General features: G+C 71.6%; 13 protein-coding genes. 5 read left to right on the forward strand and 8 right to left on the reverse strand.

What is annotated here, in order from left to right; translation table 11 throughout:
- Positions 1-68 precede the first annotated feature (68 nt).
- Positions 69-464 carry a tetratricopeptide repeat protein gene (locus FHX82_RS08580; RefSeq protein WP_145934111.1) on the forward strand — a complete coding sequence of 132 codons (396 nt, stop codon included), beginning with the start codon at positions 69-71 and terminating at the stop codon, positions 462-464.
- Here FHX82_RS08580 and FHX82_RS08585 read toward each other — a convergent pair.
- Positions 433-1,029, reverse strand: coding sequence for a TetR/AcrR family transcriptional regulator (locus tag FHX82_RS08585; RefSeq protein ID WP_145934112.1), 597 nt, complete (start codon positions 1,027-1,029; stop codon positions 433-435). The genes FHX82_RS08580 and FHX82_RS08585 overlap by 32 nt on opposite strands.
- Before the next feature lie 94 nt (positions 1,030-1,123).
- Between FHX82_RS08585 and FHX82_RS08590 the strand changes: the two genes are divergently transcribed.
- Complete coding sequence (locus FHX82_RS08590; protein ID WP_145934113.1) at positions 1,124-2,026, forward strand: SDR family oxidoreductase; 903 nt, start codon at positions 1,124-1,126, stop codon at positions 2,024-2,026.
- Between the two features lie 327 nt (positions 2,027-2,353).
- Here FHX82_RS08590 and FHX82_RS08595 read toward each other — a convergent pair whose 3' ends face one another.
- Positions 2,354-3,013: a hypothetical protein gene (locus FHX82_RS08595; protein ID WP_229880460.1), complete on the reverse strand. Its 660-nt coding sequence runs from the start codon at positions 3,011-3,013 to the stop codon at positions 2,354-2,356.
- A gap of 157 nt (positions 3,014-3,170) precedes the next feature.
- Here FHX82_RS08595 and FHX82_RS08600 point away from each other — a divergent pair, with 157 nt between their 5' ends.
- Positions 3,171-4,382 (forward strand): wax ester/triacylglycerol synthase domain-containing protein, encoded by a 1,212-nt coding sequence (locus tag FHX82_RS08600; protein ID WP_145934114.1) that lies wholly within the window; start codon positions 3,171-3,173, stop codon positions 4,380-4,382.
- Positions 4,383-4,385: 3 nt separating this feature from the next.
- Here FHX82_RS08600 and FHX82_RS08605 read toward each other — a convergent pair whose 3' ends face one another.
- The 3 genes from FHX82_RS08605 to mfd are packed head-to-tail and all read right to left on the reverse strand — an operon-like array spanning position 4,386 to position 9,892.
- Positions 4,386-5,321, reverse strand: a complete 936-nt coding sequence (locus tag FHX82_RS08605) for a nucleoside triphosphate pyrophosphohydrolase (RefSeq protein WP_145934115.1) — start codon at positions 5,319-5,321, stop codon at positions 4,386-4,388.
- A complete protein-coding gene (locus tag FHX82_RS08610) occupies positions 5,318-6,292 on the reverse strand; it encodes a hypothetical protein (RefSeq protein WP_229880457.1) in 975 nt (324 codons plus the stop codon). Before FHX82_RS08610 ends, FHX82_RS08605 begins: the two co-directional genes overlap by 4 nt.
- Before the next feature lie 54 nt (positions 6,293-6,346).
- A complete protein-coding gene (gene mfd, locus FHX82_RS08615) occupies positions 6,347-9,892 on the reverse strand; it encodes a transcription-repair coupling factor (RefSeq protein ID WP_145934150.1) in 3,546 nt (1,181 codons plus the stop codon).
- Positions 9,893-10,075: 183 nt separating this feature from the next.
- Between mfd and FHX82_RS08620 the strand changes: the two genes are divergently transcribed.
- Positions 10,076-11,236, forward strand: coding sequence for a PQQ-dependent sugar dehydrogenase (locus FHX82_RS08620; protein ID WP_145934117.1), 1,161 nt, complete (start codon positions 10,076-10,078; stop codon positions 11,234-11,236).
- Here the strand turns inward: FHX82_RS08620 and FHX82_RS08625 are convergent.
- The gene (locus FHX82_RS08625; protein WP_145934118.1) at positions 11,214-11,807 is read right to left on the reverse strand and encodes a dihydrofolate reductase family protein; all 594 of its coding nucleotides are present in this window, start codon (positions 11,805-11,807) and stop codon (positions 11,214-11,216) included. The two genes, FHX82_RS08620 and FHX82_RS08625, sit on opposite strands and share 23 nt — an antisense overlap.
- Positions 11,808-11,915: 108 nt before the next feature.
- On the opposite strand from FHX82_RS08625, the gene FHX82_RS08630 reads away from it, so the two are divergent.
- Positions 11,916-12,422 carry a winged helix-turn-helix transcriptional regulator gene (locus tag FHX82_RS08630; RefSeq protein WP_145934119.1) on the forward strand — a complete coding sequence of 169 codons (507 nt, stop codon included), beginning with the start codon at positions 11,916-11,918 and terminating at the stop codon, positions 12,420-12,422.
- Here the strand turns inward: FHX82_RS08630 and FHX82_RS08635 are convergent.
- Both FHX82_RS08635 and FHX82_RS08640 read right to left on the reverse strand, forming a co-directional pair.
- Positions 12,394-13,116 carry an SDR family NAD(P)-dependent oxidoreductase gene (locus FHX82_RS08635; protein WP_145934120.1) on the reverse strand — a complete coding sequence of 241 codons (723 nt, stop codon included), beginning with the start codon at positions 13,114-13,116 and terminating at the stop codon, positions 12,394-12,396. The genes FHX82_RS08630 and FHX82_RS08635 overlap by 29 nt on opposite strands.
- 90 nt (positions 13,117-13,206) lie before the next feature.
- Complete coding sequence (locus FHX82_RS08640; RefSeq protein WP_145934121.1) at positions 13,207-13,800, reverse strand: carboxymuconolactone decarboxylase family protein; 594 nt, start codon at positions 13,798-13,800, stop codon at positions 13,207-13,209.
- Positions 13,801-13,959: the final 159 nt, after the last annotated feature.

The following is a 13,959-nucleotide window of genomic DNA, read 5'->3' on the forward strand; positions in this document are numbered from 1 at the left end:
CGTCGCCGTCCCGGACCTTGATCGCACCCCTGCCGAAAGCGGGCGCCGAGGGGTAACGTCGATTGTCTATGGACGACGAGAACCACACTCCGGGCCATGACCGGTTCGAGGCGTTCCGTCAGGCCGAGGCACTGGTCCAGAACCGCCGCCCGCTGGACGCGCTCAAGGCACTGCAGCCGGTGCTCGAGGCCGAGCCGGACAAACCCAGCGTGCAGCTGCTGGCCGGGCGCGCCTACTTCCACTCCGCACAGCTCAAACACGCCGAGCGCGCGTTCACGCGGGTGCTGGAGCTGGACCCGGCGGACCACTACGCGCGTTTCGTGCTGGGCCGCACGCTGCAGCGGCTCGGGCGGCTGGTGGAGGCGCTTGGTCAGCTGCGCATGGCGTGGGCGATGAACCCGGTGCCGGAGTACCAGGACGCGCTTTCCGAGGTCAACGCCCGGGTGCGGCTGCAGGAGAGCTGAGTCCGGCGGCCGCGGCCACCAGCTCGGCGAGCGCCTCCCGCGCCAGGTCGGCGAACTCCTCGCGGTTGCCCGGCTCGGCCCAGCGCTCGTAGGCCGTCGAGAACGCGAGCGCGGCCAGGTCCGCCGCCACCTTCGCGACGGGCTCCGGCTCGCCGCGTTCACGCAGTGCGTCCACCATCGCGCTGGTCAGCTTGGCGCGCTTGAGCAGCTCGCGCTCCAGCAGTTCGGCGTTGGCGGCGACGACGGCGCGCCGCGCGTCCGCGAAGGGCTGCCGTTCGATCGGGAAGACGGCCGCGACCCGCTCGATCGCCGCCGCGGCCACTTCCAGCGCGCCGGCCTCCGGTGGAACGGTCGCCATCCCTTCCGCGAACAGCCCCACGAACCCTTCCTGGTCGCCGAACAGCACCTCGCGCTTGTCGCCGAAGTACCGGAAGAAGGTGCGCTTGGTGAGCCCGGCGCGTTCGGCGATCTCGTTGACCGTGACCTGGTCGAACCCGCGTTCGGTGAACAGTTCGAGCGCGGCCAGCTGCAGGCGCTCCAGCGCGTTCGGTTCCCAGCGGCCCATGTCGTCCAGTCTAGCCGGATGACACCAAGTGTCATGACGCGCTACAGTGGCGATGTCACCAAGTGACATCCAACTTCTCGAAGGGATCCTCCCCATGCGCGTACTGGTCACCGGGGCCACCGGCCACCTCGGTTCCGCCGTCGTCCCCGAACTCCTGTCTCACGGGCACGAGGTCGTCGGCCTCGCCCGCTCCGAGAACTCCGCCGCCAAACTGAAGGAGCAGGGCGCCGAGGTGCACCTCGGCGATCTCGACGACCTCGCCGGGCTGACCGCGGTCTCGTCCACAGTGGACGGTGTAATCCACCTGGCCTTCAAGCACGACCTGATGATCACCGGGGACTTCGAGGGAGCGATTGAAGCGGATCTCGCCGCGATCGCCGCCCTCGCGGACGGGCTGGCGGGCAGCGGCAAGCCGTTCGTCGGCACCACCGGCACCCTGATGACGATCGGCACCGTCGACCGGACCGCGACCGAGGACGACCCGGCCGGGCAGAACCCGCGCGGGAAGGCCGAGAACGCGGTACTGGCGCTCGCCGAGCGCGGCATCCGGTCCTCGGTCGTCCGGCTCCCGCCGACCGTGCACAGCGACCTGGACAAGCACGGGTTCATCCGCCTGCTGATCGCCACCGCGCGGCAGCACGGGAAGTCCGGCTACCTCGGCGACGGCGGCAACCGCTGGCCCGCGGGCCACACCCTCGACGCCGCACGCCTCTACCGGCTCGCGCTGGAGCAGGCCCCGGCGGGCTCGCGCCTGAACGCGGTGGGCGACGAGGGCGTGCCGTTCCGGGAGATCGCGGAGGTGATCGGCAGGCACCTGGACGTCCCGGTGGTGCAGATCCCCGACGCGGAGGCGGCCGCGCACTTCGGCTTCCTCGCGAGCGTCGTCCCGCTCGACAACCCGACGTCGGCGAAGCTCACCCGCGAACGCGTGGGCTGGGAGCCGGTCGGGCCAGGCTTGATCGCCGACCTCGACGCGGGCCACTACTTCCAGGACTGACCCGGGGGCATCGCCGCGAAGGTGTCGGCGGCGGCGAGGCGTCCTGCGGGGGCTGGGAACCGCTCGGGCCAGGCTTGATCGCCGACCGCTACCGCCGGAACCGACCGCGGGGCTACCCCGGCCTCGCCACCGCAAGGGCGCTCGCGGCGGCGAGGGTGTCCTGCCACCGCGAAGGTGTCGGCGGCGAGGATGTCCTGCGGGGGCTGGGAACCGACTGGACGGGCCTGATCGCCGCCTACCCCGGCCTCACCGCCGCAAAGACATCGGCGGCGGCGAGGGCGTCCCCACGAAGACCGGGAGCCGCTCGGGCCGGGAACCGTCCGCCGCCTACCCCGGCTTCGCCGCCGCGAAGGTGTCAGCTGCGGTGAGGGTGTCCTGCGTGTCCTGTTGCGACTGCGTGTAGCCGAGAACCGTTGTCCACCAACCGTTCCCGGTGCTCAGGTCGGCGCCGGTGGAGCACAGCGCCCGGGCCACCGCGTACGCCGCGTCGGCGGGGTTGCGCTGGTCCGGGCGTTTGCCGTCGTTCGTCGCCCTCGCCGCCCAGCGGTCCCACACCGCCTGCGGCACCGGCAGCGGACCCGACCCCACCGCCTGCACCTGGCCCAGCCCGGCGAGCGTCGCCCACGACAGGTGGCACGCCGGGGCTTCTCCGCGCATCCGCATCTCCGCCCGGCCGTACGCCGACACCAGGGCCGCCGGCAGCTTCGTCGGCCCCGCGAGGCTGCGCGCCCACGCGTCCAGCTCCGCCTCGTCCGACCGCGTCGGGTGGTCGACCGGCGCGGCCACGGCGGACCGGGGCGCGGCGACGACCGGCGGGGGCGCCACGGGAGGCGCCGGCGAAGGGGCGGACTGCGCCGGGGCGTCCGGGCGCGTCGTGCCGAGGGTGAAGATCAGGACGAGCGCGGTCGCGACCAGCCCGATGACGAGCCACAACGACGTCCACGACCGCGGCGACGTGATGTCCCTCGAAGGGGTGGGCTCGACCACCGGATCAGGTTAGCGGTATCACGCTGCGCTGCCACTGCTGCGGCGCGCCGTGCCCCGCCCGATTTCGACTGTGACCCGCGTCGGTCTGTCTTGTTTTCCCGCCTCGCGCCGGAAAAGGTGATCATCGTAGCGCTCACCCGATACGGGGGCAGGATCGATGACTCGTGACGCACCGACAGCCGACCCGATGACCCACGTGTTCCTCGCGCTGGACCGGTTCGCGCCCGATCCGACGGACATGTACTTCGGCTTCCGGCTGCGGATGGGCGGCGAGCCACCCGCGCTCGACGCCCTGCGGGAGCGGCTGGCGGACCGGGTGCGGCGGCTGCCGCAGCTGACCCACCGGCTGGTCGACGACAACGGGCAGGCCCGCTGGGAACGCGACGAGGACTTCGACCTCGCCCGGCACGTGCACGCGCTCCCGCCCTCCGACGCGGTGGTACCGGCGCGGTCGCTGTTCCCGGAAACGCCTGATCACGCCCGGCCGCGGTGGGGGCTCTGGCTGGTGCCGGGCACCGGCGGCTGGTTCCTGAACTACGTGGCGCACCACGCGGTGCACGACGCGTTCTCGATGGTCCACACCCTTGACGCGATGTTCGGCGACGCCGCACCGGCGGACGCCGCACCGCCGGTTCGCCGGTCGTGGCGCGGCGTTCCGGCGCTGGTCGCGGACGCCCTCAAGACCTACCGGCAGCCAGTCGCCTGGCCGCCGCTGGCCGCCCCGGTCGGTCAGAAGCGCCTTCTCGCGCACCACACCGTCGAACTCGCCCGGCTCCGCACCGTGGCCGCCGCTGCCGGGGCCACGGTCAACCAGGTGCACCTCGCGGCGACGGCGAGCGCGTTGAACGAGTGGCCCGCGGCGGGTTCCCCTGGCCCGTTGCACGCACTGCTCCCCGTGGACACCCGCCTGCCCGGGGAACCGGATACGGGTAGCGGCAACAAGATCGGCCTGGTCCGGGCACCGCTGTTCACCGAGCTGCCCACGACGCGCCAACGCCTCGAAGCACTGAAAAAGGCAACGGCCCGGCAGCGGCTGACTCGCCGTCGCGCCGGGTTCCGCGCGTTCTCGAACGGCTCCGCGCAACGGCTCGTGGGCTGGGCGCTCGGACGGTTCACGAACGTCGCCCACACCGCGGTGGGCATCTCCAACCTGCGACTGGACCGGCAACTGGCGGTGTTCGGCACCCCGGTGGACGAGGTCGTCCCGCTGCCGTGGCTGCCCCCGGGCAATGCGTGCTTCTCACTGGCCGCGGGTTACCGGAACCACTTCACCGTCTCCATGCTCGCGCACGACGGCGTGGCCGACCCGGCGGGTTTCACCGACGCCTGGGCCCAGGCCCTGGACGAACTGCAGGCCGAGTTCGGCTGAGCCTCAGGGCCAGAACCGGCGCCAGCCGTCGACCTCCAAAGTGGACGGTTCGACGCCCGCCGCGCGGGCGTTCGCCTCCGCGGCGCGCACGTCGGCGGCGAAACGCTTCGCCACGGCACGCAGTTCACCCTCCGGGTCCACGCCCGCCCGCCGGGCCGTGGCGGCGAGCACGAACAACCGCGACGGCGCGTCCTGCCCGCCGGGGAACAGGTCCAGCGGCACGCCCGCGCGGCCGGTGCGCTGGCCGAGCTTTCCCGCGAGCGCCGCCGCGGGCTGGCCGAGCGCCACGCCGTCCACAATGGACTCACGCTGCTTCTCGACCTGCTTCAGCTCCTCCCAGCGCAGCTCCTGGTGCTCCGCCGTCGCCACGCGCTCGGACTCCGCGAACACGTGCGGGTGCCTGCCGACGAGCTTCGCCACCAGCTCCCCGGCCACCGCGTCGACGTCGAACGGGTCTTCGGCGTCCTCCGCCGCCACGCGGGCGTGGAACAGCACCTGCAGCAGGACGTCCCCCAGCTCCTCGCGCAGCGCCGTCCGGTCGCCGTCCTCGATCGCTTCCAGCAGCTCGTACGTCTCCTCGACCAGGTACTGCCGCAGCGAGGAGTGCGTCTGCTCCGCGTCCCACGGGCACCCGCCCGGCGACCGCAGCCGGTCCATCACCTGCGCGGCCTCGACCAGCCGCGCGCCCGTCGGCTGCGCGATGACCCGCGCGCCCGGCAACGCCCGCACCGCGGGGTCTTCGGCAGATGCGGCGAACAGCACCACCGACGTCTCCGCCGCCAGCACCGCGGGCTCCGGGGCGGGCTTCGCGCCGAGCTGGTCGGTCAGTTCCTCCCCCAACCCGCTCGCGTAGACGGCCCGTGCGCCGCGCAGGTGCGGGAACGCGGCGGGCGGCACGCCCGCGCCGGGAAAGGGCAGGAGGACGACCGTGGCGGTCAAGACTGGGCGGATCCCTTCACTGGAGCGACGAAACCGGTGCTCTCGGCGGCGCTGGGCGCCACCGCCATCGCCACCGGGTCCCACACACCGTAACGCGGGTTGATCCGCAGCTGCTCCGAGTAGGGCTGCAACAACCGCAGACCGGTGGACACCAGCTGGTCCTCCGTCGGCTCTGCCGACTGCTGCGCCGTCGACGGCACGCCCGAGTCGCGCTGGCGGACGACCGCCACCAGCCACGTGGTGTCCTGCTGGCTCGGCTGGAACGCGACGACCGTGCCCTGCGGCACCCCGAACAGGACGGTCGAGGCGGCCGCGGGCGACTGGACCGCGGAGATCTGCTGCCCGGAACCGGTCTGCACGCCCGCCGCGGCGTCCTCGCGCAGCACCTGGTCGGCGGCGGCCGGGCTCGCGGCCATCCGCTCGGCCTTCGCGAACGCCTTGTCCCGCATGCTCTGCGGCTGCGCACCACCGTCGTCGGAGGTGACCACGGTGTAGTCGTAGGTGACCGACAGCCCGCCGAAGTGCTTGCGGCCCAGCGCCTGCATCAACCCGTAATCGGTGAAGACCTCGCGGTGGTCCCGCGCGCGGTAGGCGATCTGGCGCGCCAGCTGCGACGGGTCCACGCCGTTGGCGGACACGGGCGTGACGAGCGGGTCCTCACCCAGCAGCCCGGACACCGTCGCCTCGTCCGCGACGAGCCCCTCCTGCCGCGCGGCCTTCACCAGCAGCTCGTGCTGGGCCAGCTGCCCGACGATCTCCCGGCCCAGCTGGTCGAGCTTGTGCTGCTGCGACAGCTGTTGCGCGGCGGGCTGTTCCCGCACCGCCTTGTCGATGAGCTGCTGCACCGTGTCCTGGGACACCTCGGTGTCACCCAGCAGGAAAGCGGCCCGCACCTGGCTCGGCCCCGATCCGCAGCCGGCGAGCAGAAGGCAGGCGGCGACGGCAGCGACGAGCGCCCGCGGGCGACTCATGATCCGCATCACACCCCGTACCCTCTCACAAGCACCGCGGTTTGGGGACCCCGGTCAGCCGACCGCCGCCGGTTCCTTGGTCAGGTTGGTCAGCAGCTTCGCGCACCACTCCAGCAGCGCCTCGTCCCGCAGCGGCGGCGCGCCGATGCGTCCCCCCGCCGGGCCTTCGGTGGGCTTCGGCACCGCGACGGTGCCGGTCACCGCCTTGAACGTCGCCTTCGGGTAGAGCCGCTTGAGCCGTACCAGCTTGGACTCCGGCAGCGGCAGCGGCGCGAACCGGATCGTGTTGCCCTGCAACGTCACCTCCGTGACGCCCGCCGCGCGGCACGAGTGCCGGAACGCCGCCACCGACAGCAGTCGCCGCACCGGCGCGGGCGGCTGGCCGTAGCGGTCGATGAGCTCCTCCTCGACCGCGGCGAGCGCCTCGGCGTCCGGCGCCGACGCGATCTTGCGGTACGCCTCCAGCCGCAGCCGCTCCCCCGGCACGTAGTCGTGCGGGATGTGCGCGTCGATCGGCAGGTCGACGCGGACCTCCCGCAGCTCTTCCTCTTCCGCGGACTCCACGCCCGCGTTGCGCCGGAACACGTCCACCGCCTCGCCGACGAGCCGCACGTAGAGGTCGAAGCCCACGCCCGCGATGTGCCCGGACTGCTCGGCGCCGAGGATGTTGCCCGCGCCGCGGATCTCCAGGTCCTTCATCGCGACCGCCATGCCCGCGCCCAGCTCGGTGTTCTGCGCGATGGTGGCGAGCCGGTCGTGCGCGGTCTCCGTCAGCGGCGACTCCGACGGGTACAGGAAGTACGCGTACCCGCGCTCGCGGCCGCGGCCGACGCGACCGCGCAGCTGGTGCAGCTGCGCGAGGCCGAGCAGGTCGCCGCGCTCGACGATGAGCGTGTTGGCGTTGGAGATGTCCAGCCCGGTCTCGACGATCGTGGTGCAGACCAGTACGTCGAACTCACGCTCCCAGAAGCCCTGGATGATCTTTTCGAGCTTCTCCTCGTTCATCTGCCCGTGCGCCGTCACGACCCGCGCCTCGGGCACCAGCTCGCGCAGCCGCCGCGCGGCCTTCTCGATCGACGACACCCGGTTGTGCACGTAGAACACCTGGCCATCGCGCAGCAGCTCGCGCCTGATGGCGGCACCGACCTGCTTGTCGTCGTACGCGCCGACGTAGGTCAGGATCGGGTGCCGGTCCTCGGGCGGGGTGAGGATCGTGGACATCTCGCGGATGCCCGCCAGCGACATCTCCAGCGTGCGCGGGATCGGCGTGGCGGACATGGTCAGCACGTCGACGTGCGTGCGCAGCGCCTTGATGTGTTCCTTGTGCTCGACGCCGAACCGCTGCTCCTCGTCCACGATGACCAGGCCGAGGTCCTTGTAGCGGACACCCGTCTGCAGCAGGCGGTGCGTGCCGATCACGATGTCCACGTCGCCGGACGCGAGCCCCTCCAGCACGGTGTCCACTTCGGACTTCGGGGTGAACCGGGACAGCCCCTTGATGGTCACCGGGAACGACTGCATCCGCTGGGCGAACGTGTTGAGGTGCTGCTGCGCGAGCAGCGTGGTGGGCACCAGGACGGCGACCTGCTTGCCGTCCTGCACCGCCTTGAACGCCGCGCGCACCGCGATCTCGGTCTTGCCGTAGCCGACGTCGCCGCAGATCACGCGGTCCATCGGCACGCCGCGCTCCATGTCGGCCTTGACCTCGTCGATCGCGGCGAGCTGGTCGTTGGTCTCGGTGAACGGGAACGCGTCCTCCAGCTCGCGCTGCCACGGCGTGTCCGGCCCGAACGCGTGCCCCGGCGCGGCCTGGCGGGCGGCGTAGAGCTGCACCAGCTCGGCCGCGATCTCCTTGACCGCCTTGCGCGCCTTGGCCTTCGTGTTCTTCCAGTCCGAGCCGCCGAGCTTGTTGAGCGTGGGCAGCTCGCCGCCGACGTAACGGGAGACCTCGTCCAGCTGGTCCGTCGGCACGTACAGCCGGTCGCCGGGCTGGCCGCGCTTGGAGGACGCGTACTCCAGCACCAGGTACTCGCGGGTGGCGCCGGAGATGGTGCGCTGCACCATCTCCACGAACCGCCCGATGCCGTGCTGGTCGTGCACGACGTAGTCGCCCTTCTTCAGCGCCAGCGGGTCGACCGCGTTGCGGCGCCGGGACGGCATCTTCGCGCCCAGGTCCTTTGTGGACGAGCTCGCGGTGGCGCCGCGGCCGGTGAGGTCGGCCTCGGTGAGCACCACCAGGCGCAGTCCGGGCGCGACGAACCCCTCGGTCAGTCCGCCGCACACGACGGTGACCACGCCCGGCGCGGGCTGCTCGGCCAGCCCGTCCGCCAGGGTGGCGGCGACCTCGGCGGTGGACAGCTGCTCGACGGCGCGGCTCGCCGTGCCGTGCCCCGCCACCACCAGCACGCCCGTGCCACCGGCGGCCAGGTGCCCGCGCAGGTCGGCGACCGCGCGCTCCAGGTCACCGCGGTACGCGGGCGCCGGCTCGACCGCCACCTGGTAGACGTCCTCGCTGGTCAGCTGCGACAGCGTCCACCACGGCCGGTTGGTCTCGCCCGCGTGCTTCGCGACCTCGGCGAGGTCCCGGTACGCCGACGCGCCGAGGTCGATCGGCGCCTGGCCGCCACCCGCGGCGGCCTGCCACGACGCTTCGAGGAACTCCTGCCCTGTGCGCACCAGGTCGTGTGCACGGGCGCGGATCTTCTCCGGGTCGGCGAGCACGACGTGCGTGCCCTCGGGCATGGCGTCGGTGAGCAGCTCCAGCTCGCCGTCGCACAGCACGGGGATCAACGCCTCCATGCCCTCCGACGGCACCCCGCCGGCGAGCTTGGTGAGCATCTCCGCCAGCTGCGCGTCCGCCTCGTACTGCTCGGCCAGCTCCCCGGCGCGCGCCTTGACCTCGGGCGTGAGCAGCAGCTCGCGGCACGGCGGCGCGTGCACGGCCTGGATCTCGCCCGGCAGGGAGCGCTGGTCCGACACCGCGAAGGCGCGGATCTCGCTGACCTCGTCGCCCCAGAACTCCACGCGGTACGGGTGGTCGGCCGTCGGCGGGAACAGGTCGAGGATGCCGCCGCGCACCGCGAACTCGCCGCGCTTCTCGACCATGTCGACGCGCGTGTACGCCAGCTCGACGAGCCGCTCCAGCGCGGCCTCGAAGTCGTGCTCCTCGCCGACCCGCAGGTCGACCGGGGTGAGGCTGCCCAGGCCCGGCGCCATGGGCTGGATCAGGCTGCGCACGGTGGAGACGACCACGCGTGGCGCGTCCGGCCCGCGCAGCCGGTGCAGCACGTCGAGGCGGCGGCCGACGGTGTCGGCGCGCGGGGACAGCCGTTCGTGCGGCAGCGTCTCCCACGACGGGAAGTCCGCCACAACGGCGGGTCCGAGCAGCGCGCCCAGCGCGGACGTCAGCTCCTCGGCCTCACGGCCGGTGGCGGTGACGGCGAGCACCGGGCGGCCCGCGCCCTCGTCGGCCGCGAGCGCGGCCACGACGAGCTGACGGGCGGCCGTGGGCCCCTGCAGGTCGAGCAGCGGCGAACCGGCCCGCTCCACCACCCCGCGCAGGGCGGGATCGGCGAGCACGGACGACAGCAGACCGGACAACACCCCGTCTGTCACGAAAACTCCCCTGTGCGCAGACATGCGGACGTGCCTCTGCGCAGGATGGAAAGGGCGCAGCGGCTCTTCCTCCAATGTACGTCTCACCACCGACAGAAGTTCGGCTGCCTGTTGTCCTGCCCACCGATCGAGCCACCGCGGGAGCCCTGGCTGGGGCAGACTGAGCGCATGCGCCGGATCGGAATCGTCCTGTTCGCCCTGCTTCTGAGCGCCTGCACGAGTTCACCCGCGGCCGTGCGGCAGCAGCCCGAGCAGCCGAACCTGCACGTCGACGTGGTCGCGAGCGGGCTGGAGCACGGTTGGGACGTCGGTTTCCTCCCGGAGGGCAAGCTGCTCGTGACGCAGCGTCCCGGCCGGCTGTCGCTGGTGGACGGCACCGGCGCGCACGACGTGACCGCCGACCTCTCCGACGTGTACGCCCGCGGCGAGGGCGGCTTGATGGGCCTGGTGGTGCACCCGGACTTCGCCCGGACCCGCCGGTTCACCGTGTGCCAGACCCACCAGGAGAACGGCCGGCCCGTCGACATCCGGCTCACGACGTGGACGCTCTCGCCCGACGAGCGCAGCGCGACCAGGGTCCAGGACCTGCTGACCGGGCTGCCGGTGAACCCCAGCGGACGGCACTCCGGCTGCCGCCCGGCGCTCGCGGCCGACGGGGCACTGCTGGTGGGCACGGGCGACACCGCGCGGTCGACGATCGCGCAGGACCGGCACAGCCTCGGCGGCAAGGTGCTGCGCATCGACCTGGAAACCGGCGCGCCGCTGCCGGACAACCCGTTCATCTCCTCCACTGACCCGAACGAGCAGCGGATCTACACCTACGGGCACCGCAACGTGCAGGGCGTGACCGTGCGGCCGGGCAGCGGGCAGATCTTCACCGCCGAACACGGCCCGACGTTCGACGACGAGGTGAACCTGTTGCGGGCGGGCGGGAACTACGGCTGGGACCCGTCGAAGGGCGGCACCGACAGCTCCTATGACGAGAGCGTGCCGATGACCGACACCACCCGGTTCCCGGACGCGGTCGGTCCACTGTGGACATCTGGGCAGATCACGGAGGCCATCTGCGGCGCGGCCTTCCTGACCGGCTCGCAGTGGGGCCCGCTGGAGGGGAAGCTCGCGGTGGTGGCACTCAAGGGCCAGAAGATGCTGCTGTTCGATGTGGACAGTGCCGGGAAGATCACCGGCGTCACGCTGCCGCCGGAGTTCGACGACAAGTACGGTCGCCTGCGCGCCGCCCGCACCGCCCCGGACGGCGCCCTGTACGTCACGACTTCCGACGGCAGCGACGACAAGGTCCTGCGGATCACCCCCGCACCCGGTAGCTGACGTGGGTGACGAGCGAGGTCGGCCGAGCTGACACCAGCTCCAGCTCACGGCTCGGCAGGCCCTCGAAGAGCCGCTCGCCCCCGTCAAGCACCACGGGCGCGACATGCAGGCGCACCTCGTCGAGCAGCCCGGCGGCCAGGTACTGGTTGATCGTCGAGGCACCGCCCGCGATCGAGATGTCCCGGTCGCCCGCCGCCTCGCGCGCCTGTCGCAACGCCGACTCGATGCCGTCGGTGACGAAGTGGAACGTGGTGCCGCCCTTCATCTCGATCGACTCACGCGGGTGGTGGGTGAGCACGAAGACCGGCCCGTGATACGGCGGCTCGTCGCCCCACCAGCCCTGCCACTCGCTGTCCCACTCGCCGCGGATGGGCCCGAACATGTTGCGCCCCATGATGAACGCGCCCGCGTCGCAGATCGCCTCGATCTCGGCTCTGTTCTCGTCGGCGCGTTCGAACTGCCAGCGGTGCAGCAGCTCGCCGCCTTCACCGAGCGGGTTTTCGCGACTCTGGGCGGGCCCGGCGAGATACCCGTTGACCGACACCGACACGTCGCAGAACACCTTGCCCATGACTGCTCTCCTTTTCCGAGAACCGGTTGCGACTTGCAACCGGTTGCCGAGAACTGTATCGGAAGCAGGACCGGTTGTAAACTGCAATCAGAAGGAGAGGAGGCACCCGTGGAGGAGCGGTCCGGCTGCCCGATCAACCTCGCGGTCGAGGTGCTCGGCGACAAGTGGTCCCTGGTGGTGATCAGGGACATGATGTTCGGCAACCGCAGGCACTTCCGGGAGCTGCTGAACAACTCGGAGGAAGGCATCGCGTCGAACATCCTCGCGGCGCGGCTGCAGCACCTCACCGAGCAGGGACTCGTGACGCGGGCGCCCGATCCGGGGCACAAGCAGAAGGTGATCTACAGCCTGACGGAGGCATCGATCCAGCTGGTACCGGTGATCGCGCACCTCGGCGCGTGGGGCCGCCGCCACCTGCCCGTCACGCGGGAGCTGGCCGTGCGGGCGGAGCTGCTGGAGCGCGGGGGCCCGCAGCTGTGGGAGGAGTTCATGGACGAGCTGCGCGAGCAGCACCTGGGCATCCCGCGTCCCGCCGGGCGGGAGTCGGTGTTCGCCCGCCTGCGGGCGGCGTACGAGGCGGAGCTGGCTAACGCCCCAGGTGCGCCCCTCCGTTGAGGTGGATGACCTGGCCGGTGAGGTGGCCCGCGCCCGGGCTCGCGAGATAGCCGACGAGCTCGGCGACGTCGTCCGGCTTACCGGCGCGCTTCGTGCGAGTGTGCGTGACGAGCGCCTGCCGCCGCTGGTCGGTGAGGGTGCCCTGGAAGAACTCGGTGTCCTCGACGAGCCCGGGCGCGACCACGTTCGCCGTGATGCCGCGCGGCCCCAGCTCGCGGGAGATGTCCGCCGTCCACGACTCGATCGCCGCCTTGGCCGCGCCGTACGAGCCGGCGCCCTTGCTCGCCGCGATGGAGCCGAGGTTGACGATCCGGGCACCGTCCGCCAGGCGCGGGGTGAGCGCGGTGGTCACCAGCACGGCGGACAGCACGTTCGCCGCGAAGTTGGCGCGCCAGGCCTCCGCGAGCGCGGCGAGGTCGCCGGGGTCGCGGCCGAAGTCGGTGTTGCCGCCCGCGTTGTTCACGAGCACGTCGACCCGCTCCGGCAGTTCGGCGAGCGCCGCCGTCACCGCGGCGGGGTCACTCGCGTCGAAGGGCACGTAACGGGCCCCGAGCAGCACCGCGGCTTCGGCGAGCACCTGCTCGCGCCGTCCGGTGATCGTGACCCGCTCGCCCGCCTTCGCGAACCACGACGCCACCGCGAACCCGATCCCGGTGCCGCCACCGGTCACGACCACTTCTCTGGCCCCAGTCATGGGTGACAGCCTAGTAGCCTATCGCTGCTTGGTTCTGGAGTGTTTGGTCGAGAGGGTTGGGTCTTGCTCGACGGCGTCGAAGAGGACCGGCTACTCAGGCGCGGGGACGGCGAAGAGATTGAGAACGCTACTGACAGTGAGATAGACGCCCATCAGCGCCGCGATGTCAAAGAGGCCCTGCTCGCCGAAGGTGGACAGGGCCTCGTCGTAGAGCGTCTGCTCGATGTGATGCTCAACGGTCAGCTGACGCACGAGAGCAAAGACAAGCTCTGCCTCGCGACCGAGCTGCTCCGGAGTGCGACCCGCGGCCAATGCGTCCGCATCGCCGGCGGAAATCCCCGCGGCCTGCGCCAGGATCCGGTGGGCGTAGACCTCGTAGTCCGAACCCCAGGCTGACCCGACCGCGAGAATCACGACCTCACGCAGCTGCGGCGACAGAGAGGTGTGCCGAGATTCGGCCTTGGCCAACTCCTGAAACTTTTCGGCGATCTCAGGACGGCGTAGGAACGCGTTGTACGGCCCGATCAGACGTTGGTCGTCGGTGACGAACTGAAAGCCCGCGTCCAGAGACCACGGGTACTGCTCAGCCATCGCGGCGTCGTAGAAACGCTGTTGCGTTGGGCTCAGTGCTGTGGCGTCGACGAGCGGGAGACGCCCGCCCAAATCATGATTTATGGCCGCCATTGGTGTTCTCCGTTCGCTTCTGTGGTTTGAGGTTGGCCGGAATCTCGCAGAAAGTTCGAGTCGGACTGCTCCAACCGTCCTGCGCTCTCCTCTGCCGCTGCCGACTCAGGCGGTGGCAGAGGAGAGCATCGAGTCTCGAGGCCGAGCGGCCACGTCCCT

The sequence above is a fragment of the Amycolatopsis bartoniae genome (genome assembly GCF_014191255.1).
Taxonomy (GTDB): Bacteria; Actinomycetota; Actinomycetes; order Mycobacteriales; family Pseudonocardiaceae; genus Amycolatopsis_E; species Amycolatopsis_E bartoniae.

What these genes read in the sequence shown, in the direction of transcription:
- FHX82_RS08625 (WP_145934118.1), bottom strand. Translation starts at nt 11,807, where the DNA reads ATGGGCAAGGTGTTCTGCGACGTGTCGGTGTCGGTCAACGGGTATCTC.
- FHX82_RS08640 (WP_145934121.1), bottom strand. Translation starts at nt 13,800, where the DNA reads ATGGCGGCCATAAATCATGATTTGGGCGGGCGTCTCCCGCTCGTCGAC.
- FHX82_RS08580 (WP_145934111.1), top strand. Translation starts at nt 69, where the DNA reads ATGGACGACGAGAACCACACTCCGGGCCATGACCGGTTCGAGGCGTTC.
- FHX82_RS08600 (WP_145934114.1), top strand. Translation starts at nt 3,171, where the DNA reads ATGACTCGTGACGCACCGACAGCCGACCCGATGACCCACGTGTTCCTC.
- FHX82_RS08585 (WP_145934112.1), bottom strand. Translation starts at nt 1,029, where the DNA reads ATGGGCCGCTGGGAACCGAACGCGCTGGAGCGCCTGCAGCTGGCCGCG.
- FHX82_RS08590 (WP_145934113.1), top strand. Translation starts at nt 1,124, where the DNA reads ATGCGCGTACTGGTCACCGGGGCCACCGGCCACCTCGGTTCCGCCGTC.
- FHX82_RS08610 (WP_229880457.1), bottom strand. Translation starts at nt 6,292, where the DNA reads ATGAGTCGCCCGCGGGCGCTCGTCGCTGCCGTCGCCGCCTGCCTTCTG.
- FHX82_RS08620 (WP_145934117.1), top strand. Translation starts at nt 10,076, where the DNA reads ATGCGCCGGATCGGAATCGTCCTGTTCGCCCTGCTTCTGAGCGCCTGC.
- FHX82_RS08635 (WP_145934120.1), bottom strand. Translation starts at nt 13,116, where the DNA reads ATGACTGGGGCCAGAGAAGTGGTCGTGACCGGTGGCGGCACCGGGATC.